This is a genomic window from Bacillus sp. NMCN1 (genome assembly GCF_002998085.1).
Lineage (GTDB): Bacteria > Bacillota > Bacilli > Bacillales > Bacillaceae > Bacillus.
This window is the reverse complement of sequence record NZ_PVQL01000004.1, coordinates 47,574-72,068: the sequence shown is the minus strand read 5'-3', so window position 1 is coordinate 72,068 and position 24,495 is coordinate 47,574. Positions and strand designations below refer to the sequence as shown.

At 39.8% G+C, this 24,495-nt stretch carries 19 protein-coding genes, 1 pseudogene and 2 other annotated features (1 of these 22 cut by a window edge); of the genes and pseudogenes, 15 read left to right on the top strand and 5 right to left on the bottom strand.

Annotated features, from left to right (window positions below):
- Positions 1-163: a binding site (T-box leader), on the top strand (it extends 60 nt beyond the left edge of the window).
- Between the two features lie 37 nt (positions 164-200).
- Positions 201-424 (top strand) — a binding site (T-box leader).
- 52 nt (positions 425-476) lie between these two features.
- The 4 genes from thrS (at position 477) to C6W21_RS16895 (ending at position 5,073) form a co-directional block, all read left to right on the top strand.
- Positions 477-2,399 carry a threonine--tRNA ligase gene (thrS, locus tag C6W21_RS16910; protein ID WP_106052110.1) on the top strand — a complete coding sequence of 641 codons (1,923 nt, stop codon included), beginning with the start codon at positions 477-479 and terminating at the stop codon, positions 2,397-2,399.
- 174 nt (positions 2,400-2,573) lie between these two features.
- Positions 2,574-3,140, top strand: a complete 567-nt coding sequence (locus C6W21_RS16905; RefSeq protein ID WP_106051638.1) for a hypothetical protein — start codon at positions 2,574-2,576, stop codon at positions 3,138-3,140.
- A gap of 26 nt (positions 3,141-3,166) precedes the next feature.
- A complete protein-coding gene (locus tag C6W21_RS16900; protein ID WP_106051636.1) occupies positions 3,167-4,450 on the top strand; it encodes a hypothetical protein in 1,284 nt (427 codons plus the stop codon).
- A 341-nt stretch (positions 4,451-4,791) separates the two neighbouring features.
- Positions 4,792-5,073, top strand: coding sequence for a hypothetical protein (locus C6W21_RS16895; protein WP_106051634.1), 282 nt, complete (start codon positions 4,792-4,794; stop codon positions 5,071-5,073).
- A 52-nt stretch (positions 5,074-5,125) separates the two neighbouring features.
- Here the strand turns inward: C6W21_RS16895 and C6W21_RS16890 are convergent, their stop codons facing one another.
- A complete protein-coding gene (locus C6W21_RS16890; RefSeq protein ID WP_106056766.1) occupies positions 5,126-6,634 on the bottom strand; it encodes an AcpB/EbpR/MafR family transcriptional regulator in 1,509 nt (502 codons plus the stop codon).
- A gap of 718 nt (positions 6,635-7,352) precedes the next feature.
- On the opposite strand from C6W21_RS16890, the gene C6W21_RS16885 reads away from it, so the two are divergent.
- Genes C6W21_RS16885 through C6W21_RS16875 form a run of 3 tightly spaced genes read left to right on the top strand, consistent with a single transcriptional unit; the run spans position 7,353 to position 14,439 of the window.
- The gene (locus tag C6W21_RS16885) at positions 7,353-13,496 is read left to right on the top strand and encodes a SpaA isopeptide-forming pilin-related protein (RefSeq protein ID WP_106051630.1); all 6,144 of its coding nucleotides are present in this window, start codon (positions 7,353-7,355) and stop codon (positions 13,494-13,496) included.
- A gap of 21 nt (positions 13,497-13,517) precedes the next feature.
- Positions 13,518-14,120: a class D sortase gene (locus tag C6W21_RS16880; RefSeq protein WP_106052108.1), complete on the top strand. Its 603-nt coding sequence runs from the start codon at positions 13,518-13,520 to the stop codon at positions 14,118-14,120.
- Complete coding sequence (locus C6W21_RS16875) at positions 14,113-14,439, top strand: hypothetical protein (protein ID WP_106051628.1); 327 nt, start codon at positions 14,113-14,115, stop codon at positions 14,437-14,439. Before C6W21_RS16880 ends, C6W21_RS16875 begins: the two co-directional genes overlap by 8 nt.
- Positions 14,440-14,491: 52 nt before the next feature.
- Here the strand turns inward: C6W21_RS16875 and C6W21_RS16870 are convergent, their stop codons facing one another.
- From C6W21_RS16870 to C6W21_RS16860, 3 genes are all read right to left on the bottom strand, one after another.
- Positions 14,492-14,806, bottom strand: a complete 315-nt coding sequence (locus C6W21_RS16870; protein ID WP_034665057.1) for a DMT family transporter — start codon at positions 14,804-14,806, stop codon at positions 14,492-14,494.
- On the bottom strand, positions 14,807-15,151 hold the full coding sequence (locus C6W21_RS16865) for a DMT family transporter (protein WP_106051626.1): 345 nt from the start codon (positions 15,149-15,151) through the stop codon (positions 14,807-14,809). It lies immediately after the preceding gene.
- 73 nt (positions 15,152-15,224) lie between these two features.
- Entirely contained in the window at positions 15,225-15,803 is a 579-nt protein-coding gene (locus C6W21_RS16860) for a TetR/AcrR family transcriptional regulator (protein WP_034620888.1), read from the bottom strand.
- Between the two features lie 173 nt (positions 15,804-15,976).
- Between C6W21_RS16860 and C6W21_RS16855 the strand changes: the two genes are divergently transcribed.
- From C6W21_RS16855 to C6W21_RS16825, 7 genes are all read left to right on the top strand, one after another.
- Positions 15,977-16,525, top strand: a complete 549-nt coding sequence (locus tag C6W21_RS16855; protein ID WP_106051624.1) for a VanZ family protein — start codon at positions 15,977-15,979, stop codon at positions 16,523-16,525.
- A complete protein-coding gene (locus C6W21_RS16850; protein WP_106051622.1) occupies positions 16,522-16,986 on the top strand; it encodes a DUF6884 domain-containing protein in 465 nt (154 codons plus the stop codon). The genes C6W21_RS16855 and C6W21_RS16850 overlap by 4 nt, the downstream gene beginning before the upstream one ends.
- 150 nt (positions 16,987-17,136) lie before the next feature.
- Positions 17,137-17,766 (top strand): rhamnogalacturonan acetylesterase, encoded by a 630-nt coding sequence (locus tag C6W21_RS16845; protein ID WP_106051619.1) that lies wholly within the window; start codon positions 17,137-17,139, stop codon positions 17,764-17,766.
- 154 nt (positions 17,767-17,920) lie between these two features.
- Positions 17,921-18,964: an NAD(P)/FAD-dependent oxidoreductase gene (locus tag C6W21_RS16840; protein WP_106051617.1), complete on the top strand. Its 1,044-nt coding sequence runs from the start codon at positions 17,921-17,923 to the stop codon at positions 18,962-18,964.
- A gap of 72 nt (positions 18,965-19,036) precedes the next feature.
- Positions 19,037-20,620 (top strand): helix-turn-helix domain-containing protein, encoded by a 1,584-nt coding sequence (locus C6W21_RS16835; protein WP_106051615.1) that lies wholly within the window; start codon positions 19,037-19,039, stop codon positions 20,618-20,620.
- Between the two features lie 138 nt (positions 20,621-20,758).
- Positions 20,759-21,688: an ABC transporter substrate-binding protein gene (locus tag C6W21_RS16830; RefSeq protein WP_106051613.1), complete on the top strand. Its 930-nt coding sequence runs from the start codon at positions 20,759-20,761 to the stop codon at positions 21,686-21,688.
- 12 nt (positions 21,689-21,700) lie between these two features.
- Positions 21,701-23,416 carry an ABC transporter ATP-binding protein gene (locus tag C6W21_RS16825; RefSeq protein ID WP_106051611.1) on the top strand — a complete coding sequence of 572 codons (1,716 nt, stop codon included), beginning with the start codon at positions 21,701-21,703 and terminating at the stop codon, positions 23,414-23,416.
- A gap of 8 nt (positions 23,417-23,424) precedes the next feature.
- On the opposite strand, the pseudogene C6W21_RS16820 reads toward C6W21_RS16825, so the two are convergent.
- Positions 23,425-23,804: pseudogene (locus C6W21_RS16820) on the bottom strand (YnfA family protein).
- Positions 23,805-23,925: 121 nt separating this feature from the next.
- On the opposite strand from C6W21_RS16820, the gene C6W21_RS16815 reads away from it, so the two are divergent.
- Positions 23,926-24,189: an anti-sigma factor gene (locus C6W21_RS16815; RefSeq protein WP_262982832.1), complete on the top strand. Its 264-nt coding sequence runs from the start codon at positions 23,926-23,928 to the stop codon at positions 24,187-24,189.
- Positions 24,190-24,495: the final 306 nt, after the last annotated feature.

Sequence of the window (24,495 nt, the reverse complement as noted above, 5' to 3'; positions counted from 1 at the left end):
TGAAATCTTCCTAACACAGGAAATGGTCTTACCACCTTTGAGCTGTATTGGGGAAATCACAGTATCCAATATCGTCTACGCCACGTTACGGCACCAGAGCCATAAAGCGGATACGCGTTATGGGAATTTGGGTGGAACCACGGATCACACATTCGTCCCTTTATGAGGGATGGGTGTGTTTTTTTGTTCTCTCATATATCATTATTGCTTTGAAAAGGACATGAGCAGCTTTTATTGGTTACCAGAGAGGGAAGTCACGCTGAAATCTTCCTAACGCAGAAAAGTTGTCTTACCACCTTTGAGCTGTATTGGGGAAATTTTAGTATCCAATACCGATTATGCCACGTTACGGCACCAGAGCCATAAAGCGTATACGCATTATGGGAATTTGGGTGGAACCACGGATCACACATTCGTCCCTCTATGAGGGATGGGTGTGTTTTTTTATTTCAAAAAAAGTGAAAGGTGTGTCAGTCATGGGAGAAAAAATGGTGAAGATTCAATTTCCAGATGGAAAGATAAAGGAGTTTTTTGCAGGTACAACTGTCGCAGATGTTGCCTCCTATATTAGCCCAAGCTTAAGAAAGAAAGCAGTGGCAGGAAAGATCAATGATCAAATGGTCGATCTAAGTCACCAGCTAGACAGCGATGCTCGGCTGTCTATTGTCACACTCGATTCAAAAGAAGGGCTTGAAGTACTGCGCCATACATCGGCACACGTATTAGCCCAAGCGGTGAAAAGGTTATATGACAATGTCACACTTGGAATCGGACCTGTCATCGAAAATGGATTTTACTATGATATGAATCTAAATCAAACATTAAGCGTAGAGGATTTGGCAGCAATTGAAAAAGAGATGGAAAAGATCATAAACGAGAATCATCTCATCCACAGAATGGAGGTCTCTTACAAAGAAGCTGAATCGTTGTTTGCACATGATCCATATAAGCTGGATATTTTAAAAGGTCTCCCCTCTCAAGAAGCCATCACAGTTTATCAACAGGGTGAATTTATCGACTTGTGCCGCGGGCCTCATCTGCCTTCTACTGGGTACGTAAAGTCATTTAAACTAACACGTGTTGCAGGGGCTTATTGGCGCGGTGACAGTAACCAAGATGTATTGCAGCGAGTGTATGGTGTAGCGTTTCAACATCCAAAACATCTAGCTGATTATCTTCATTTCATGGAAGAAGCAAACAAACGTGATCACCGGAAATTAGGGAAACAATTATATCTATTTATGTTCTCCGAAGAAGCGCCAGGTATGCCGTTTTATTTACCAAAAGGCCAGCTTGTGAGAAATGAATTAATGGCCTTTTCAAGAGAAGTGCGAAGCAAAGCGCAATATGAAGAAGTGAGCACACCGTTTATGATGAACCAAGAGCTATGGGAAAACTCGGGGCACTGGGATAATTATCATGAAAATATGTATTTCTCAGAAGTAGACCATACAAGCTTTGCTTTAAAACCGATGAATTGTCCAGGACATATGCTCATGTTTAAAAACAGCTTATGTTCATACAGAGACCTTCCGATCAGGATGGCTGAATTTGGTCAGGTGCATCGTCATGAATTTAGCGGAGCATTAAATGGATTGTTCAGGGTCAGAACATTTTGCCAAGACGATGCCCATATTTTTTTGAGAGAAGATCAAATTGAAGCTGAAATCAAACGTATTTTCCAATTAGTTGATCATGTGTATCGGACATTTGGGTTTGAATACTCCGTGGAACTATCCACTCGTCCTGAAAAAGCGTTAGGGGATGATGCCATTTGGGATATCTCTGAAGCAGCGCTAAAGAATGTGCTTGATCGGCTAAAGGTCGATTACCAGCTAAATGAAGGGGATGGAGCATTTTATGGCCCGAAGATCGATTTTCATATGAAAGATGCCTTGCAGCGGAGCCACCAGTGCGCCACAATTCAGCTGGATTTCCAAATGCCTGAGAAATTTGATTTAACATATATCAATGAAAAGAATGAAAAGGTACGGCCAGTTGTCATTCACAGTGCCATTTTCGGTTCTCTGGATCGTTTCCTTGGCATTCTTATCGAGCATTTTGCCGGCGCCTTTCCGTTATGGCTGGCACCAGTACAAGTACAAATCATTCCTGTTTCAACTGTTCATCTGGATCACTGCCTGGAGGTGCAGCAGCAATTAAGAAGGATCGGAATAAGAGTCATAATCGATGAAAGGGATGAAAAACTCGGCTATAAAATGAGAGAAGCACAAATGCAAAAAATTCCTTATATCGCTGTCATTGGTGATACAGAAATGCAAGATAAAACATTGAATATCAGACAGCATGGAGAAAAGACATCTAGACAGCTGTCTATTGACGACTTTAAACACTTGGCAGCTCAGCAAATAAAAGAAAGAACAACTGCTCAAATATGATGTGGTGATTTCATGAAGAAGGATCAGACGTTCATTGAATGATGGGCGTCTTTTCATTTGCTGAAAAGCTGAATCTGCAATGGAAAGGGAAAATATTGAAACATTTCTTCGGGTAAAATCGTAATAAAGATAGAGCGTTCAACAGAAACCGTTTGAAACGGAGAGGAGTATTACATGGAACAAGCTGCACTGAAAAAGATGAGGATAAAACAAATAGTCATCTCTAATTTAATAGCCGCTATCATAATCGTCGCTTTTTTTATGTTGATTCAAATTGTTGAAATTCGATTTACACAATTCTTTCTTTGTTTAGGAATTTTAATGCTCCTTCAAAGCATTTATGGTTTTATTAAAAAAGGATCAACAAAGTCTTTCATTCCAATTTTCGAGCAGATAGCTATTTATGAAAAAGAAAAATTGGGGAAAGAGTGGGAGAAAGAACAGAAGATGGATAATCTTTGGAAACTGATATTGAGTGGGCTTATGTTCTTTCAATCATTTAGCTTCCAAGATGTATCGGACCCATTCTTTGATATCCAACCTATATTTCTACTTTTCTTATTGATTATGGCTCTAGCCCTTATCAATATAAGCATGCTTTTTCGCTTTAGAAAAATTGATCGATCGATTGAAGGCGAATTAACAGGCTATACAAAAGAGTCAAACATAATGGGAATCGCTTTAGGATTCTTGACAGTAATCGTCATCTTCATCTTTATCGTTATTTTTGTTCTTCCATAAAACTTAATCAATTTGAGGTGAAACCATTGAATGCAAAAATTCAACAACTGATTGATCAGACAAAGGCGAAATTTGGCTTAGATCTTTACCATCTAAAAAGACACAGCTTTCATCGTTACGTCAATCTGTTTAATGAAACGATTTATACATTGAATATGGAATGGTTCCCCTCTCATGAAGCTGTACCTGAGGACGACGATGTCAATCCAGACGGCACAGCCGTTATTGAAGTGAATTTGAATACGGGACAGGTGGAAACGGTTATTTTTGTCATGGACAAAACCTTTGCACAGAATGGTGTCACATTTAAGAGACCATTTCCAGCTTATGTCATTCAGTGGATTGAACAAGAAACAGGGTTGATCTATGGTGAGCATTTTCACATGAATCATAAAGAAAAAGGGGAACTTTCTTTCGAAGAAGAAATAGATGGTGTGAAAGTGACACCTTCAGGCAGAATTGAAGTGAAATGGAATGAACATGGCCAGCTCATGTACTTTACACACCACGGACCATTTTTAGCCAAAACATTACTGAGAGCTGAGAAATATGTGCTTTCCATTGATAAGCTGGAGAACTTAGCCGAGCAGCAAGTGCAGCGGTTTGAATGGCCTTCCTTCGAGCAAAATCGAATCCGATCTATTTATGCGTTAGAAGAAATGTATGTCAAGAACGATGGAACAGGAACTATACCGTTTGAAATTGGGCGTGAAGAAACGCTTTGTATACACATGAATGAGGTCATTGAGTGGAATGAACCGTTAAACAATGCCTTTGAAAAAAAGGAAATGAATCTTCATGAGGACATTTCAGCTGAACAAGCCTGCTCATTGGAGCCTTCACCGGATACCATCCCGATATCAAAAGAAGAGCAAGCTGAGTGTATCAAAGCAGTCCGAACCTTTTTGGCGCAAAAATATTCAAAGGATACAGGAAAGTGGGTTCTGAAAACACTCCAACGTGATCATGGATATATCCAAGCGATATTAAAAACGAACGAGCAAGAAGGCAGTGGATTTATGGACAAGATCAAGGTCTTCATTGATGCCAGCTCGTTTGAAGCCGTTAATTACATAGACAAAAAAGAAATGTTTCAAGTGTGTGGGATACTGAATCCATCTCAAGCGGCTAGTGAAATCACTATATCTCAAAAAGAAGCCTTTGAAAAATTGAGAGAACACCTCGAACTTACACCCATCTACGTCTATGACGAAGCGCAAAAACGATATGTTCTATGCGGAATGCTTGATTGTCATGATGGCGTTGATGCAGAGAGCGGCGAAGTGTTCTCTTTGAAAGACCTCTCATAACTTTTAAAAGAACAGTGAGGAGCTGTTCTTTTTTGTCCCATATTCCTCTTTTTTGAAGAAAAATGGAATTTTGTAGCAGGAAGTTGTCGTTTTATCACGAAAGAAACAGATAAGAATATGATCATAGGTCCATCGGTTGAAATTCGTTTTTAATATAGTAAACGTCATACATATAGAACACCCCTGACAGGAAAGTTGATCTACAATACATTTAGAACAAAAATGAAATCGTGTCTCTAGTAGTAAGCGAAAATAGGCGGACTGAGATCGTAGGATGAGTTGAACATGTTTGTTTTTATGTAAGCTTAAACCCATAATAGAAGAAAGTGAGGATATCTATCTTGAGTACATTGGAAGTGTTTCGTCAGTTTTTGGTTGACCATTATCCTGCGTTACAAAATGAGCTGTGGCTGAAAGATGTTGATACCCTTCGAATCTCTCCTATTCTTCATCCTTTTCTGAAAAGCAAGCTGCCAGAAGGAATCGAAAAATTCACTTGTGTCCTATTCACGCAGCAGACAGATCAAACCGCTCCACCGCTCAAAGTATACCTTCTATTAGATGAATATGAACAATCGCTTTACGCCATTGATTTAATGAATGAACAAATAGTGCTTCATTAATACAGAACCAAAAAGCTGCTTGAGGCTTCTCAGCAGCTTTTTTTGATGAGCATTAGTCGATCATATCAACCAATCTTCGGTGCAAGTTGTCCAATTCTTTCTTTGTTGGAAATGAGCTGATCAGCAGCGTAGATCGTCCGAATTGAATAGGAAGCTCAGTATCGGTCACAATCATATCAATCCCAAGTTGATCCATCGTTAAATCATTTAATGTATTTTCTGGACTGGTGAAAATGTGAATGAGAGGAGGTACGCTTAATTTAATTAAATCTGCAATAAACAAACTATGATTATAGCCTAATGTTGAAATGACAAATATGTTCAACACGTTTCTCCGCTCCATTTCCAATGGAACAAGCCCTCTCCAATTAGACGTAATGATACGTATCAATTCTCGTTCATTCTTAACAAAAGAAGCGAGTATATCATCTGTTTTTAACTCTTGAATGATATGAGTAATCCTCGAATAGAAGTAGGGAAGTTGTTTTTTTACCTCTGATAAATAACGCGATTTCTTTTTGAAAAGGAATCCATCTCTTCCGGTAATTTCATTAGAATACACATAATATTGGAGAAGAAGCAGTGTCAGCACCTTGCGATTAGCTACTTCTTGATGATAAATCAATTCCAATTGATCGATAAATGAATGGATGGCTTCATATAGACGCGGCGTATGTGACTGAAAGAATGTTAATTTTTCTTCAACTGACTCAATTGATTTAAAGTGGCCAATAGCTGGTTCGATCAATAGTAAAAAGACAAATTCGTGATGATCCAGCGTAATATCAAAAATGTCCTTTGTCATTTGGCAAATGTGCTCTTCCCAGTTTTTGATTTGATTATAGATACCTTTGGCTGTAGAGGTCTGTTTTTCTTCATTCATCGAGTACGTATAATTGCGTCGTATGGTAAAGTTTTTCCTCACTCGGTGAATGGAAACGCCGAGCCACAGGCAGTATTTATCTATAGCCACATCTGGTACATTGACTTCGATCACCTGAAATAGCTCTTGTAATAAATCAACGGCGTCTTGCTTTTGAATATCATCGAATGGCCAAAGCCGGCTTCTATACACTTCAAACAAAAACTCAACAAAGAATTGACGAATCTCCTTCTCATTCCCATGGAACTGCATACTATCTGGGCGTAACTCGATGTCATAGGATGTAAGGATCGAATTGATTTTATGAATGGTGTTATACAATGTAGATCTACTGATATTAAGCGTGTCCATCCATTCATAGAAAGACCTGTTTTGTTCGAAAAAAATGCCGTCAATCAATCGAATTTCAATCGTATCTTTTAGTATTTCCTTGATATAGTAGTCCTCTCGTATCGTCTGTGTAAAACAAATGGATATGCCCTGTCTTGGCTTTATGCGGATTAACGGCTCTCCATTCTCTGTTTGGAACGATTTCATTTGTTCTAAATCACTTTGAATGGCACGAACCGAGCCGATTTTTTCATCCGATATCTCTTGAAGAGTCCACCACTTATTTTTTGATACAAGTAGTTTTAAAATTTTTATCCATCTCTTTGATTTATTGTCAATGAGCTCCATCAAACAACTAACTCCTTCTTCTGGTTTGCCCTATATATTATGAAGTTCAGATAAAGAACATGTGATTCTCAAAATAGGCATGAAATGATTGTAATGTTTAGGCTAAATCGTTTTGTCTTCACTTTTGATGATAAAAGAGAAAAAAATTAGACGAAAACAAATGTTATTCGCTGATTCCCCATAATTTTCTTTTAAAAGGTTATAAGTAAGCCATGAATCCTATAAAAATGGATCATTTTAGATATTCCGTTTATTTTTTTGCTGTTTAAACGGTAAATGTAAGAATAAAAAGCAGGAGCTTTTTGATTACCATATGGATGGGAGTAGAGAGGAATGCGATCTACATGATGCTGAACTGTCTCACCATACATACCATATGATACATACTTGTTTCATATGAACGAACCATATGTGAATACATGCTGATATAAGCATGTACACATCATTTATTGTTCATTCCAGTATAAATAGAAACTTCACATTTGTTCTTTTAATGATTTCCTCTCACTATTCTCCATTTCATAGGTCCCTATCCAGTTACTATATCCACTACTCATGCTTACCTTTCATGCTCATAATTGATCATCTCATTTTGTTCATAGGGTCTTAAGATGCAATTTTTAGAAAATATTTGATCAGAAACGGAGTGGTTTATCAGACAGTATATAAATGATTTTTTATCGATGTTGAAAATTAATTTTAGAAAAGGGTGGATGTATTGAAAAGAATATTGTCATTGGCTCTCATCACCGTGTTAGTCATACAGTCCAGTATATTAGGAATCTTGCCTTTGGCAGGGGCACAAGCCAAAGAAAGCCAAGAAAACATTTATGGGGATATTGAGTTTGCTGATAGCGAAGGAAACAAGTTATCACACATGGAAGATGAGCAAATAAGAAAAGCCACTGTCCATTGGTCAATAAAAGGAATTGATCTAAAAAAGCAATATCCGTATGTTCTCTCTCTTCCTTCAGCCATACAAGTAGAGAAGGAGCAGAAGGAACCAATTATTATCAATGAAGTACCTGTTGGCGAGTATACCGTTTCGAAACAAAATGAAGTGACGGTCATATTTAGTGAAGATGTTGAGCTTGATCCGAATTTAGAAGGATCTATAGATATTGACGTCACCAGTATAGCTGAACAAAAAGAGAAAACAAAGCAAAACGAGCGTGAAGAAAGCCTTCCAAAAGATGACTCAACCTCATCTGAGAAAGACAAAGCAGCTAAGAATCAAGAAGCCGCTCAAACGAAACAAAGCGATGAGGATGAATTACTAAAAAACAAAGTGAACGTATCTAAGCGTGTAGGGCTGCAAAGTGTTTCAAAACAAATGCTGATACAAGAAAATCTCCTCACTGATGCGAAATTAATATTTGAAGATCAGGAAGGAAATTCAGTTGATAGGCCTGACATTAACTCGCTTATTTCCATTAACTATGAGTGGGCCATCCCAAATGGGCATAGCTATAATGGCGGGGATGAATTCCATTTCAAGGTTCCAGATGAATTAGTCATTTACGAAAAAATCGATCGTCTTGAGATGAAATTTAATCAGGCGACCATTGGTTATTTTTCAGTAGATGAAAGTGGAAATGCCTCCATAGAGTTCACTGATTTAATCAAGCAATATTCAAACATCCATGGAACGCTCCAAATTTGGACGAAATTAGATCAACAAACAGTCATCACTGAAGACAAAGAAATCATTATTACCCCGATTGAAGGCAAGGATACCGTCGCTATTCCCATCAATTACCTTCCTAGTGGTCCAAACGTTTCAAAAAAGGGAGAGCCAAATCGATCGTACAATGCTGAAACCATTCAATGGACAGTAGATTTTAATATGGACTTAGATGATGTCAAGCAAGCCAAGCTGGTGGATCCGATTCAAAACGGTCAATCTTTGAAAAAAGATTCAATGAAGCTTTATCGCGTTGATACAAAGCTTAATGGTGAAACATCGATTGGTCAGCAGCTTGACGAAAACCACTACACGATCGGCCAAACAGCAGATGGTCAAGATTTCACGATTGAATTTAAAGATGACGTGCATCTAGCTTACCGTTTAATGTATGAAACGGACATTACGAATCAAGATCAGTCTGCGTTTCGTAATAAAGCGTCCCTTGTCTCTGCTGACAAAGTGATGAGTTCAGCAGAAGGAACAGTGAATGTGACAAGAGGTAGTCCTTTAAATAAAAAAGCCGCCCACTACGACCCAGTCACACAGACAATTACTTGGGAAATTCGTTATAACTATAACGAAAAAACGATGGCTAAAAATGACGCTTTGTTAGAAGACTTTTTTAATGGCACACAGGCGCTGATATCCGATTCATTTCAAGTCAAGGAAGTCACAATTGATCAGAATGGCAATGAAGCAGGGACAAAAGCGTTTGAAAACTACGTGGTTCAACCTATAAAAAAGGAAGAGCAAAACGGGTTTGCCTTGCAATTCAATCAAGATATTCAATCAGCTTATCTCATCACATATCAAACAAAAGCAACCGATCGGATTTTCGAAGCTGAAGAGATTATCAATACTGTGACAGCTGGCAAAGAGAGCAAACAAGCTAAGCAAAGAATTGACCAACAAATCCTAACGAAAAACCATGGGACACCGAACTACAAGAATAAAACCATTCCTTGGAGTATCACCTTCAACAAAGATCAACAAACCATGAACAATCTGACAATAAAAGATACGTTTACAAACGAAGGATTGACGCTGCAAAAAGATCGTTTAAAAGTGACGACAGGTAATTCAGTGCTTAAAGAGGGCACAGATTATCAAATAGTTGAACATGAAAATGGATTTGATATTCAATTTACAAAAGAAATCAAGACTGAGCATACCATCACGTATACAACTTCATTTGATTATGAAAAAAGAGCAGATAAAGATCAAAAAAATCTGCGGAATCATGTGAAGCTTGAATGGACCAATGAAGATGGGAAGGACCTGTCGAAGGAAAATCAGTCTGTCTTCACGCCTGACACATACACGCAGTCAAATGGTTTCAAGAACGGAACATATGATGCAAAGAAAAAAGAGATCACATGGAATATTGGTGTGAACTATAACTTGAAACATTTAGAAGAGGCGAGAATCGAGGATTTCATTCAAGGAAATCAGCGTTTGCTTGAAGATTCAATCACCATCTACTCGCTTGATTTACATGGAGGGGAAAATGGTGCAGAAGAAAAAGAGGTATTAGCGAAAGAAAATTATGACATCAAATTCCTTGAAAATGCAAAAGGAGAATCAGGGTTCGAAGTGATTTTCAAAAAAGCCATAGATTCCCCATACAAAATCACGTATAAAACAAGTGTTGAAGGAATGGATTTAGTAGAGAAAACCTACGAAAATAACGCGATCCTTTATGATGGAAAGACAAAAGAATCAGACGTGAATGCTGTGGTGTCCATTCCAAATGGAGGGAAATACACGAGCAAATCAGGAAATCAACAAGGGAAGGTCATTGATTGGAAACTGAATATCAATTTTGGTCAATCAACAGTCCAAGATGCGACGATTATAGATCATCCGAGCAGTAACCAAGCATTATTAGAAAACTCATTTCATCTCTATTCGACGACAATAGATGAAAAGGGGCAAGTGACCAAAAAGGAAGAGCTGGAAAAAGGGAAGGATTATGAGCTAGACCTTGCATTTGATCCAGATTCTTTTCAAATCAAATTTAAAGAAGAAATCACGAGACCATATATTTTAGAATACCAATCTCTCATTTTAGATAAGGTGGGAAGTACACTTCAAAACGAAGTAACGTTTAGAGGTGAAAATGTACAAGAAATAAAAAAGGAATCTGAAGCCTCGATTGTGGTAAAACGCACTGCTGGCATGGGAGATGGCACAGGAGCGATTGGCGCTTTAACCATTCAAAAGGTAGATACGAGTAGTGGAAAAGCGCTAAAAGGAGCAAGCTTTTCTCTGACAGATGCTGCGAGCGGTATTGTCATTGGAACAAAGGCAACAGATGAAGAAGGAGCTCTTCGATTTGATCGTCTCTTGTATGGTGACTATATAGTGACAGAAGTGAAAGCACCTGATGGTTATATGAAGAGCAAGGAACCGATCCATGTAACGATTGATCAGCCTTACGAATCAGGAGATCAAGCGAAAACAGGAAATAGCATGACGGTGGAGAACCAAGAAATCCGCCAGCATGTCAAGCTCATGAAAAAAGACAAAGAGACGGGTGCGGCATTAGAGAATGCAGAATTTGAACTGAAAAATGAATCTGGAGACACCCTTCAAACCCATTTGAAAACGGACGAAAAAGGAGAAATTCTTTTCAAACATCTTGAGCCAGGTTCCTATTATTTTGTTGAGACAAACGCACCGAAAGGCTATCAATTAAATCAGCAAAAATGGCCGTTCACTATTAAAGAGAATCAAACAGAAACAACGACTGTAACCGCAGTAAATGACATGATAAAAGGCTCTGTAGAATTGAGCAAAATAGGTGAAGGCGGAGAGAGACTAGAAGGTGCACAATTCAAGCTCTTAGATCAAGATGGGCATGAGCTAAATGGTTCGCTTGTCACAGGAGAAAATGGCAAGATCACGATAAACGAACTAAGACCGGGTACGTATCAGCTCATTGAAACAAAAGCACCTGATGGTTATGTGTTAGATGAAACGCCAATCAAATTTGAAGTACCACTTGATCCAAAAGAACCGGTCATCATTTCGAAAAAGAACCTATATGAAACAAGTGCATTAGAAGTGATGAAAGAAGGGGAAGATGGCAAGAAGCTTCAAGGTGTTCGATTTGAAGTCATGGATCAAAATGACGAAGTCGTGCGTAAAGATTTGACAACAGATGAAGATGGGAAGCTTTTGATCGACAACCTCAAACCGGGCAAATATCAGCTCGTGGAGACAGAGAGTGTTGATGGTTACCAAAAGAAAAATAAACCTTATCCTTTTACCATCGAAGTCGCTCAAAAAACTCAGGCAGAGATAAAAGTGATCAATGATCTCAAAACTGGAGCTGTCCAGCTCACGAAGCTCGGTGAAAAAAATGATGTGCTTAAAGGAGCAGAATTCAAGCTTTTAGATGCAAATGGAAAAGAGATTGAAACAGGTCTCGTCACAGATCAGAACGGGCAGATCACATTCAGCGATCTTAAACCTGGAACCTATCAGTTTGTTGAAACGAAGGCTCCATTCGGTCATGAGCTTGACGAAACACCTGTCACTTTTGCTATTCCATTTAACCCTCAGAAGCTGGTAAGTGTGACAAAAGAAAATAGCCGTACAACAGGCGGAGTGCTGTTGCACAAAAAAGGCGAAGATGGGAAATCATTAGAAGGGGTTGTCTTTGATCTATCTGATGCCAAAGGAAAGATAGTGGCAGGAGGAGAAGGGATCACAACCAATCAGGATGGAAAGATCACCTTCACAGGTCTAAAACCTGGAACCTATCAATTTGTTGAAAGAAAGAGTCTTGAAGGCTATGAATTGAGTGCGAAACCACTTGTCTTTCAGGTTGAATTAGGTCAAAAAGAGTTGATTCAAGTGGAGGCAATCAATCAGCTCAAGAAAGGTTCTGTAGAACTAACAAAAATAGGGGAAGAAAAAGAAAGATTGAAGGGCGCAGAATTTACACTTTTCAATGACGATGGTAAAAAATTGATGTCAGGTGTAACAACCAACGAGAAAGGCATCATCACGATAAACGATTTGAAACCAGGCGCTTACCAATTGGTTGAAACGAAGGCTCCTTTTGGACATAAACTAGATGCAGAGCCTGTAGACTTTAAGATTGATTTCAACCCAAATCAACTGGTGAAAGTGACAAAAGAAAATATTCGGACGACAAGTGCTGTGAAGCTTCAGAAAAAAGGGGAGGATGGTCAGTTGCTCGCTGGGGTGACCTTTGACCTGATTGATGAGCATGATCAGCCTATTCAGAAAGACTTAAAGACAGACAAAAACGGTCAACTGACAGTCGATCAACTGAAGCCAGGAACCTATCGATTTGTCGAAACAGCAAGCATTGCCGGCTATGAATTGGATCAGACACCTATCTCATTTACGATTCGTTTAGGTCAAGACAAACCAGCAAAAGTAGAAATGATCAACAAACTGACGCCGGGAGCAGTGGAACTGACCAAAGTGGATGATGAGGGACATACGCTGGAAAATGCAGAGTTTGCTCTTCTGAGTAAAGAAGGGAAAACGTTGAAAAAATCACTTGTAACGGACCAAAAAGGAAAGCTCCATATCAACCATCTAAAACCGGGAGAATATCAATTCGTTGAAACGAAAGCACCTCACGGCTATCAATTGGATGATCAGCCGATCCTGTTTACAATTGAGAAAAATCAGCAGCAGCCACTTCAATTAACAGCGAAGAATCACTTGATCTTAGGAAGTCTGCGTATCATAAAGGTAGACCAGCAGACAGATAGAACCTTAGAAGGTGCAGCCTTTGACATTCGTACAAAAGCCGGGAAAACCATAAAATCTATGACAACAGGAAAAGACGGAGAAGCCATTGTCAAAGGGCTTAAACCTGGAGAGTATATACTCACAGAGACGAAAGCTCCAAAAGGTTATGTAGCTTTAAAGAAACCACTCATCTTTACAATTCAAATGGGCGAAGTGGAGATCAAGACAATGATCGTGAAAAATGCACCAGTGAAGAATGAAGAGGAACACACGAATCCTCCAGCCTCACCTAAAGGTGATCAACATCCGCCTCACGACTCAAACGGTGAGCTGCCAAAGACTGGAGAAGAATGGCTGCGTTATTTGATGTATGCAGGGATTTTACTAGTAGCTTCTGGAACTGTTCTTCTTGTTGTCAGAAGAAGAACCATTCAGTAAAAGGAAGGAACGAGTTTATTGATGAAAAAAAGAACCTTATTAGGCAGCTTTTTGGTGTTCGCGGGGCTGATACTCATCTCCGTTCCTTTTATATATGAGTGGCGAACTTCTCAAGAGACAGCAGCAATGGAACAGGCATTAAAGATGATTGAAGAAAATGACAGTGATGCCCTTTCTTCTATTCCACATCTCACAGTGTCAGAAGAAGACCTGCGAGATGTGATGGAGCTAGAGATCCCGTCAATTGATTTAAACGAAAAAGTGCTTCCTGTTACATCAAAAGAAAATTTAGGTATTGCACTGACTCAAATTAAATCTCATCAAATGCCAGGTGAAGGGAATTTCACGATTGCAGGCCATAGAGGGTATAGAGGCGATCGTCTTTTCAGGCAGCTGCCAGAAGTACCGAAAGGAGAAAAAGTCGTCTTACATCATCAAGCAGAAACATACGAATATAAAATTGTCAGCTCAGCTACGATTGAACCGACGGATGTTGATGTACTCAAGGATCGCGGGAAAAACGAACTGACATTGATCACTTGTACTCTTGATGGTCAGAAACGCTTTGTCTTAAAAGGAATACGAATCAATGCTTCAAAGGGTGAGCAACCGTCGGATGTATAACATCAACATAATAGATGATGGGTACGATGGAAAAGCAGCGCTCACGACCGACATGTTACACCAATTGTTATCAGAGCATTATCCAACATTGAAAAATGAACGTTGGGATGTTGATGTAGATACAATTCGGACTTCGCCTATTCTTCATCCTATATTAAAAAGAAAGCTACCAATTGGTATCGAAAAATTCACGTGTGTTTTGTTCACGCAGCAAACAGCCGTTTTTGGAGAGCCTTTGATTGTGTACTTTTTATTAGATGAAAAAGGCGAAACAATTTACGCAATGGATCTCTTGCTCGAGCAGCAAGATACCCATTAAACGAGAAACAAAAAAGGAAGGGGCTTTGATCCCTTCCTTTTTTGTCATTCAATCACGCAAACAACTTCAGCCCAACCACACCAATCACAATCAGTAGCAAGCTGAGTATACGAATCATGTTTTTCGGTTCTTTAAATAGAATCATATTAAACAAGACAGAGCCCGCCGTTCCAAGCCCAATCCAGACCGTATAGGCAACGGATACTTGAACGGAAGAGAACGAGGCGTATAAAAACAAAAAGGATAAGGCAAATCCGCCGACAAATAAAATGCCTGTCGTGATTTGCTTTTTCTTACTGAACATATTGAGACCAATGGTTCCGCCAATTTCAAAGGCAGAGGCTAACAGCACAAAAAACCAGCCCATTTATACCACTTCTCCTTTCTGTTCATGTGCATCTCCATCAGACACTTTCAATCCAATAATGCCGAGAATTAAAATGCCCATAAATAAGAGCTTTTCTAATGAAAACGAACCGCCGAACAGCGCATAATCCATCAAAGACGTACCAATCGTTCCAACTCCGGCAAACACGGCGTACACGGTCCCTGTCGGCAGCTTCTCGCAGGCTTTCATTAAAAAATAAAAATCAATCGGGATCAGGCAGATAATGATCGCCCACTCCCACACCGCATCAGCTTTATTTAAACCAAACACCCAAAGTAATTCGAATAAACAAGTGAGTGCGACATACATCCAGCTTTTTTTCATCCTATTTCCTCCTAAAACTGACGATTCGTCATTTTAAAGCCAAAAAAGAGCGTACAGCAAGTGCTGTACTAAGTTAAGGTGTCTCTATGCCAAGTGCGTAAAGAAGAAATTGCTTCACCTCTCGCTTTTGAATCAGAACCTCTTCTGTATCTGTTTCTGTAAATAAGTACATTTGCTCAGCAGACGATTCAAGTAAACCGATAATGAATTTCGCTGCATATTGACAGTTCAAGTTCGCACGGACTCTTTTGTCCTGCTTTGCTTTTTCTAAAAAAGCAGCAACCCATTTGTAAATCGGCTCATAAATATCTTCCCATTCCTTTAAATGCTCGGTGGCAGCTAAACCAGAGTAGGTCAGAGCAAGGACATCACGGTATTGTCTTGTAAAAGAGAAAATGAATTCAACAAGCGCATCTGCTTGATCGAGAACATCCGCATGCTGAGTCAGTTCCTTTTCAATAGCAGGGACCATCTGCGAGATCAGATGTTCTGCGATAGCAGGCATGACAGACAGCTTTGAAGGAAAATATAAATAATACGTTCCTTGCGCCACTCCTGCTGCTTTTACAATATCCGATATGGTCGTCTTTTCAATTCCTTTTTCTTTAAACGCGTCAATAGCAGCAAGCATAATCTTTTCTCGTTTTGACATATCATCACCGACCTTAAATGACTGAATGTCAGTCAGTTTAACGGAAAAATGACGATTTGTCAATATGGGTTTCTCGTCATTGAATAGGAGAATAAGTGATGAATAGATGCGGGCAGGCCTGAATAAGCTGTAAATATGGTCAAGCATCATGTGAGAAAGGGGCAGCTCTTCGTATGACATTCAGTGCTATGTTTTCAATTGCTTATTTTCTCTTGCTCGTCCCGCTCTATCTACATATGAGATACAGACAGGCGAAAAAGCAAAAACGATTTATCTATTTACGCACAGAAATCGTTCTTGCCTGTCTGTTTATTTATACGAATGTTTTATTGTATTTGACGGTCTTTCCTAATCGTTTTTCCGCACCAAGGGATCAGGTGAGTGTCAACCTCATGCCTTTGCAGTCCATTTATCAAAATCTCAATGCCTATCATCACGGCTATCCCAATCTTGTTTTTTTAAATTTGGCAGGGAACATTTTGTTATTTGTGCCACTTGGTTTTTTTCTCTATCAAGCATTCCGAACCATGCGCTGGCAAAAGGCGATTCTTGCTGGCTTTTTCTTGTCAACAATGATTGAAGTGCTTCAATGGGTATTCTCGCAATCTGGTATGATTACAAGAAGCAGCGATATTGATGATATTCTCTTAAATACACTCGGCACAGCGCTAGGTTGTATTTTGTATCGAATGTATCGACGAAGGAAGGAGAAAATCAAGTGAAGCGAGTATGTATCATTCCATGTGGGGCGAAGAAAATTTGGGATGTCCATCCAGAAGCAGGGAGCCAGCCAGCGAACCTCGTTTATTTAAGTCCGCTGCATCAGCATACGAAAAGCTATGCCCAAATGTTCTTTTCAGACTGGCTGATCATATCAGCGAAGCATGGATTCTTAAAGGCAGATGAAATCATTCATGAAAATTATGATGTGGCTTTTGGTACACCGCATGCTGATCAGATGACACGTGAAGCATTAAGGCAACAATTTCATGAAAAACATCTCACTGCATATGATGAACTAGTGATACTTGGTGGAAAGAAGTATCGAAAGGTGATCGATCCTTTATTACTTCCTCATCAAACAGCGGTTTATCCGCTGGCTCCATATAAAGGAATTGGCTATATGCTTCAGGCGTTAAAGCAAGCCGTTGAGACAAAAGTAGAACTTCCGCCGCATATTTAACGTATTCACATCTACCGATAAGCAGGGTTTTGATCATTAAAAAGAGAATGACTGAAGTAGCGATGCTGATTGTTTCATATCTTTTCAGCAGCCACTTGGATGTCCGCATCGCTTATAAGAGTGGCTATATGAACAAGGGGGCGTATGAACATGACAACCATCTATTTAGCTGGTGATTCAACCGTTGCATCTTACCCGGATCGTCCTGTTCAAGGAGGATGGGGAGAGTTTTTACATCGCTATACAGCGCAAGGCGTGAGCGTCGACAACCGCGCAATCGGTGGAAGAAGCTCAAAAACATTCATTGAAGAAGGACGGCTTGATAAAATATTGGCTGACATTCAGCCTGGGGACTGGCTGTTCACACAAATGGGGCACAATGATGCTTCAACGGAGAAGCCCGAACGGCATACAGATCCTTTCACGACGTATAAAAGCTATTTGTCTCAATATATTCACGGAGCAAGAGCGAAAGGCGCTACACCGCTTTTATTAACGCCAGTCGGCCGCTTTCATGAAAAAGACGGAGAATATATCAATGACTTCCCTGATTACTGTGCCGCTATGAAAGAACTAGCTGATGAAGAAGAAGTCCTTCTTGTTGATTTAAATACGGCAAGCCTTCAATTTTATCAAATTTCCGGCATAGAGAAAACGACTTCTTACTTTATGCTGTCAACAGGCATAGAGGATCGCACGCACTTTACAAAAGAAGGAGCAGATGCGATTGCAAGACTTGTTTCGCTTGAATTAAAAGACCTTGGATTAGCGATTGTGTGATGGATGACAGGACGAGAAAGCGCTCGTCCTGTTCTTTTTTTTGCAGAAAGCTATTGATTCTCTTCACCAGAGTAGACTACAATAAGTACATATGATAATGAGAATCAATATCACTTATAAATAGATCAATCGATGAAAAACTGGAGGGACTCAAATGACAGAGCAGCTTGAATTGTTTGACGTCACCATTATTGGCGGCGGTCCAGCAGGAATGTACACCGCCTTTTATAGTGGGATGCGGGATTTAAAGACGAAGGTACTGGAGTATAACGAAAGCCTTGGCGGGAAAATCCTACTGTATCCTGAAAAAGTCATTTGGGATGTAGGTGGCTTAGTGCCGACAAGAGGAGAGCAATTGATTAAACAGCTTGAACAGCAAGCCAAAACATTTGAACCTGTCATTGCATTAAATCAAAAAATAACAGACTTTCATCGCTTAGAAGATGGAAATATATTGATTACGTCCGAAAATGGTGATCGTCATTTAACCAAAACCTTGATTTTGGCAATGGGGCATGGTATTCCAGTTCAAAGAAAGCTGGAAGTTGAAAATGCAGATCGATATGAAGTAACAAACCTTTATTATACGGTTCAGGAGCTCAAAACCTTCGCTGGAAAAAGAGTCGTCATCTCTGGGGGCGGCGATTCTGCGGTGGATTGGGCAAATGCCCTTGTGCCAATTGCGAAAAGTGTCACTGTTATACACCGCAGAGATATGTTTGGTGGGCATGAAAAAAACGTGGCGAATATGAAAGCATCAAGTGCACGTATTTTAACCCCACATGAATTAACTGACCTACATGGTAACGGAAAAGAAATCGAAGCTGTCACTGTTCAGCATTTAGAAACAGGTGAAAAAGAACGTATTGAAACAGACGCAGTCATTGTCAACCACGGCATGAAAGGCGATTTAAGTGTTCTTGCAGAATGGGGATTAAAGCAAGGTGAATGGGGGCTCATTGAAGTGAATGAGCAGATGGAGACCAATTTACCAGGTGTGTATGCAGTAGGTGATTTATGTACACATAAAAGCAAGGTCCGCTTGATTGCAGGAACGTTTGTAGATGGTGTGAACGCACTAAATAGTGCGAAATTATATATCGAACCAGATGCGGAGAAAGTGGCGTATGTATCTTCTCATAATGAACGTTTTAAGGAAAAAAACAAAGAATTGCTGGCAGCCGGTGCGGATCGCTAAAAAAAACAAAACAAGAAGGGTGGTGCCGTAACGGCACCATCCTTTTTTATGGCTGAAAGGAGGTATCTCAAGATGAACGCACAAATGGAAACGATGCTACATGTGAAAAAGAAAATTCAGATGTGTTTGAAAGCAAAACAAACGAACAGATGGCTGACAAAATCTCCAAGTGTTTTAACAGCTGATGGTACCGTTGTCATTCAGCTAGAGGGAATGGAGTACGAGCTTGACGGTGGGGATAGCCTGTTTATACGATCTCACATCCCTGTTGTCATCCGTTCTTTATCTAATCAGCAAGTCACAGTCTTTGCTGTTTCATTTGAACATTACATGCTCACAAATGATACTGATGATGAATTAATTTATAAAATCAATTATGATACCCTGCCTGATAACGGGCAAGTGGTGATGGGCTCACCGGTATTATTTCATCATATTAAACGTTTAAGTGATCCCTCTTATTCAGAAAGTAGCCAAGTGAAGCGACTAAAGCTAGTACTGCAAATATTTCAGCAACAAAATGAGAAAACAACTCATGCTGATCATTATTCAATACAAATGATTCTTCAATACATTGCTGAGCATTACCAACAAGAACTGACACGTAAGGACTTAGCACATAAAATGGGCTTTAATGAAAGCTATTTCTCTACTTTTTTTAAGAAAAGCGTCGGGATGAGTGTCACAGATTATATTGCACAAATTCGAATGGATGAAGCAAAAAAGCTATTGTTCAAAACCGATGAACAGGTTCAGGCAATTGCACAAAGAGTAGGCTATACTGATAGCCTCTATTTCAGCAGAAAATTTCGTCAAAAAACGGGCAGATCTCCTAGTCAGTATCGACTGAGTCGCCAACCAAAACGAATTGCCGCTTTTCAGTTTGTAGGCTCTCTGCTTGCGCTCGGAGTGAAACCAATTTGCATGGAAGAAGATATTGCTCTTTATTCAGATGTGCTTCAAGGTCAACTCAGTGATGTCTTCGTCATTCATGAGCATACACCTGACGCCGTTTTAACAGACATGAACTTAGACCTCATTTTAATGCCTGATTATTTCTATACAAACATAGAATGGATGAAACGTATGGAGAAATTCGCTCCTGTGCTTGTTTTTCCATATAGTCGCCTGAGTCCTGTAGATGAGGTACTTTGTTTAGGTAGCCTCATCGGAAGGAGCGAAGAAGCTAAGCAATGGGTGGAACGTTATGAGAAGCAAGCACAGAAGGAAAGAGCTCGCTTGACGCCGTTTTTGAAAAAAAAGGAAACGGTTGCTTTATATGAAGTAAGGGGACATGACAAGGTGTATATGTGGTCTTTTCACGCGAGAGGAGCAATCAACCTATATAAAACGTTGGGGTTGAAGCCCCCTGAAGCCATTCAAGAGGAGGTGCTGAAACCGGATAAACATGTTGTGATTCCGCTTGAGCGTTTAGCAGATTATGCAGCAGATCATATGTTTTTTATTGTTGCTGTTCGAAATGGATGGTACAGACATATGGACAAACGTATGAAGGAAAGTGATGTCCTGCGTAATTTACCCGCAGTGCAAAATGATACATTCTACCTGTTAAAACTAGAAGAATTTAGATTTGGTGAAGGGGAACGGGCGATAGAAATCATGAAACGATTCTCTCAATTTTTAATAAAAGAATAAGAGTATCTAACAATTGTCCATAAACAAGTTATGACGATTATCCATAGACCGATAGACAAGCGGTTGATAGAATACGAGAGACAAATAAATGATAATGATTCTCAGTTATTCATCATGATATGGAGGAGAAAAGCAATTATGAAAAAACAAGGCATATTTCTTAGTTTAATGGCTTTATTGTTATTATTCGCACTAGCAGCCTGCGATCAAAAGGAAGAAAGTAAAAAAGCCGAAGAAAAAACAAAAACGGTTGACACAGTGAAAGGCAAGGTCGAGATTCCAGCAAATCCAAAGCGTATTCTCGTAGATGGCTATTTGGGTAGTGCTATTGCACTAGGGGTAAAACCGATTGGTGCCACAACACAAGATTTAAAAAACATACATCTCAAAGGCAAAGTGGATGGTGTGGCAGACATTAGTGATGAACGCTCCGCCGAAAAGGTGGCAAGCTTAAAACCAGACCTCATCATTTCAGCTGTAGACGATGAAAAGGTACTTGACGTCTACAAAAAAATTGCCCCAACGATTGTTTACCCGTTCGGTGTATTTAAAAGTTCACAAGAAGAGATCACTACATTAGCCGGCATCTTGAATAAAGAAGAAGAAGGAAAAGCGTTTTTGAAAAAATTTGATCAACGTATAGAAGCTGCTAGAAAGAAAGTGAAAACAGTCATCAAAGAAGGCGAAACAGTGTCAATCTTGGGTGCATTTAGAAATGATGTCTATGTGTATGGGAATGGTATCTATCGAGGTGGACAAGCACTTTACGAACAATTGCAGCTTCAGCCGCCAAAAGAGGTTGCAGACACTATTTTAAATGGAAAGTCAGGATTTGAACATATTTCATATGAACTGCTACCAAAGTATGCAGGTGATTATATATTTGTTGATGAAGCCAACGGAGGTACATTCGATAAGAACAATTCAATATGGAAAAGCTTAAAAGCAGTGAAAAAGAATCAAGTACATGACTTGGATATTGCGTATTTCTGGCCATTTGATCCAATAGCTATCGTCAATCAAGCAGAAAAATTCGTTGAGATATTGACTGACTTATCTCAGAAGTAAGGGGGCTGCTTTTTGTTAAAACGATTTTTCTCCTATTATAAGCCATATATGGGGCTGTTTATATTAGATTTTTCCTGTGCCGTCATAGCGGCACTACTTGAATTATCATTTCCACTCGCGATCAGTATGGTTGTAGATGACCTTCTCCCAAACAGAAACTGGGAAATGATTCTCATTTGGAGTGGAATTTTACTGGCAGTCTATGTCGTCAGCTCAATGATGAATTATGTGGTGACATATTTCGGACATAAGCTAGGTATCAATATTGAAACAGATATGAGAAGTCAACTATTCACCCACGTACAAAAAATGTCTTTTCGATTCTTTGATCAAAAGAAAACAGGAAAGCTTGTTTCACGCATGACAAACGATTTAATGGATATTGGTGAAATTGCTCACCACGGTCCTGAAGATTTATTTATTGCGATGATGACTCTTACAGGTGCATTTGCCCTGATGCTATCAATTAATTGGCAGCTTGCCGTCCTCACGTTTCTCATTGTCCCATTCTTAATAGGGCTATCGGTTTATTTTACGAAGAAAATGTCGATTGCCTTTGATCACATGTTTTCAAGTATTGGTCAATTCCATGCAAGGGTTGAAAATAATGTGAGCGGAATTCGAGTAGTGAAGGCATTTGGGAATGAAACGCATGAGGTTGATCGCTTTATTGAACACAATGAACAGTTTAAACAAACGAAATTAACCACATACAAAATGATGGCATTACACGCTTCGATTAGTCACCTGCTTATGAAGGGCGTCACCATCTTTGGACTTGTATGCGGGACATGGTTTGTGATGCAAAAGAATATGACCTATGGCGAATTCATTTCATTCGTCCTGCTATCTGGAATCTTTTTAGGACCCATTCAACAAATTAATTCAGTGATTGAGACATATCCAAAGGGAGTCGCAGGCTTTAAGAGATTTGTTTCGCTCTTAGATCAAGCCCCAGACGAAAAGGACGTACCTGATGCGATTCATGTCGATGGGCTAAAAGGTGAAATTACATTTCATGATGTCAGCTTTGGTTATGAGAAGGACAGTTTGATCCTTGAGCATATTAATCTGGAGATCAAACAAGGGGAAACGGTTGCCATTGTAGGTCCTTCCGGTGCTGGTAAATCAACGCTATGCAGTTTATTACCAAGGTTTTATGAATGGCAATCTGGTACCATTACGATAGACGGCATTGATAGTAGACAGATGAAGCTGTCTTCACTGCGCCAACAAATTGGAATAGTACAACAAGACGTCTATTTATTTAATGGGAGCATTCGAGAGAACATTCTTTATGGAAAGCTTGATGCAACTGAGGATGAAATATGGCAGGCGGTTTCAAAAGCAGAGCTAAAAGAACTCGTCGAATCCCTGCCCGAAGGTCTTGATACAATGATTGGTGAAAGAGGCGTCAAGCTGTCAGGTGGACAAAAGCAGCGTGTATCAATCGCACGTATTTTTCTGAAAAATCCACCTATTTTAATACTGGATGAAGCGACCTCATCACTAGATACTGAAACAGAGGCTTCGATCCAACGATCACTAGAAGAGCTTTCAGAAGGTAGAACGACGCTAGTCATTGCGCATCGCCTTGCAACTATTCAACATGCAGATCGAATTGTTGTTGTGACAAAAGGTGGCATTGCAGAGCAAGGAAATCACAAAACATTACTAACGCAAAATGGCTTATATAAGCGCCTTTATGAAACACAATTCGGGGCATAAAAAGCCCATTAGGAGAAATGTGAAAGCCGGGAAAAGAGCGCCGGCTTTTTTCTCATGACAAAGTTTCTAGGGGCAAAGAGCATCATCCTCCCACCTATTAAACAAATAAGAGCGCCTACCCAATCGTACAAATCAGTTGCTTTTTTCGATCCACCCACCATCCCCAAAACACAGCAAGAATGACAAAAACACCGCCATAGGCCGCATAAACCCGTCCGAAAGTCGGGAACTGCTGGAAGGTGGGGATGACGCCATAAGCGACCAAAATGAGTCTTCCGGCGATCTCGTAACTGACGGGCTTTGTTTCACGCAGCCAAAGCCAGACAAGATAGCCGCCGCCAATTTCCGCTAATCCTGCTAATAAAAATAGAACGATCGTCAAGATCATTGAAGGACACTCCAATTCGTTTCGTTACCCTCTATTATGACATGCGGAAGAACCTGTCAGAGTTGTTGCCACAAAATCACTGGCATCAGCCGCATCACCAAAAACAACGGGTGCTTTTTCAGTGATTGAGCATAACGGCAAAAAAGAGCTTGTTGTGAGTGCAGACGGGTTAAAGGGTCAGCTTGATTCATCTGCTGTTTATCAAGTGTGGCTCTTTAAAGGAGATCAGCCGGTTCCAGCCGGTGCTTTAAAACAGATAACAAAGGAGAAGGAACTGTCACCTATGCGTTATCTGAAAAAGAAGCGAGCGAATCATAGGATACCGTGGCAGTCACCCTTGAACCAAAAAAGGATAACAAGCTGCCGCAAGGACCTGTCGTACTAAGCGCTGCATTTTAAAGTTTGTTATTGAAAGGATGCCTTTTTCAGGGCATCCTTTTTTGATAGGCAGAGGGAACTTTTTGGCAGATAAGACGTAGTACATATGGAGGTGAAACAGATGAAACCATACATAGAAAAAGAACTATTTCTCTTATCAGTCAGACACGCATGTATTGCATGTTATTTTTTAGTGTTTCCGTTTGTTGCACAAGTCCTTTATACCCCATCACCTTTATTGATCGCCCTCATCGCTCTTTTTATGACTCATAACTTAGTAGAATGTACCATTTGGTTTTATAAATCGAGAAAG

Excerpts from the sequence above, each read along its gene's own strand:
- thrS (WP_106052110.1), top strand. The coding sequence starts at position 477 with ATGGGAGAAAAAATGGTGAAGATTCAATTTCCAGATGGAAAGATAAAG.
- C6W21_RS16905 (WP_106051638.1), top strand. The coding sequence starts at position 2,574 with ATGGAACAAGCTGCACTGAAAAAGATGAGGATAAAACAAATAGTCATC.
- C6W21_RS16890 (WP_106056766.1), bottom strand. The coding sequence starts at position 6,634 with ATGGAGCTCATTGACAATAAATCAAAGAGATGGATAAAAATTTTAAAA.
- C6W21_RS16880 (WP_106052108.1), top strand. The coding sequence starts at position 13,518 with ATGAAAAAAAGAACCTTATTAGGCAGCTTTTTGGTGTTCGCGGGGCTG.
- C6W21_RS16875 (WP_106051628.1), top strand. The coding sequence starts at position 14,113 with ATGTATAACATCAACATAATAGATGATGGGTACGATGGAAAAGCAGCG.
- C6W21_RS16870 (WP_034665057.1), bottom strand. The coding sequence starts at position 14,806 with ATGGGCTGGTTTTTTGTGCTGTTAGCCTCTGCCTTTGAAATTGGCGGA.
- C6W21_RS16865 (WP_106051626.1), bottom strand. The coding sequence starts at position 15,151 with ATGAAAAAAAGCTGGATGTATGTCGCACTCACTTGTTTATTCGAATTA.
- C6W21_RS16860 (WP_034620888.1), bottom strand. The coding sequence starts at position 15,803 with ATGTCAAAACGAGAAAAGATTATGCTTGCTGCTATTGACGCGTTTAAA.
- C6W21_RS16855 (WP_106051624.1), top strand. The coding sequence starts at position 15,977 with ATGACATTCAGTGCTATGTTTTCAATTGCTTATTTTCTCTTGCTCGTC.
- C6W21_RS16845 (WP_106051619.1), top strand. The coding sequence starts at position 17,137 with ATGACAACCATCTATTTAGCTGGTGATTCAACCGTTGCATCTTACCCG.
- C6W21_RS16840 (WP_106051617.1), top strand. The coding sequence starts at position 17,921 with ATGACAGAGCAGCTTGAATTGTTTGACGTCACCATTATTGGCGGCGGT.
- C6W21_RS16835 (WP_106051615.1), top strand. The coding sequence starts at position 19,037 with ATGAACGCACAAATGGAAACGATGCTACATGTGAAAAAGAAAATTCAG.
- C6W21_RS16830 (WP_106051613.1), top strand. The coding sequence starts at position 20,759 with ATGAAAAAACAAGGCATATTTCTTAGTTTAATGGCTTTATTGTTATTA.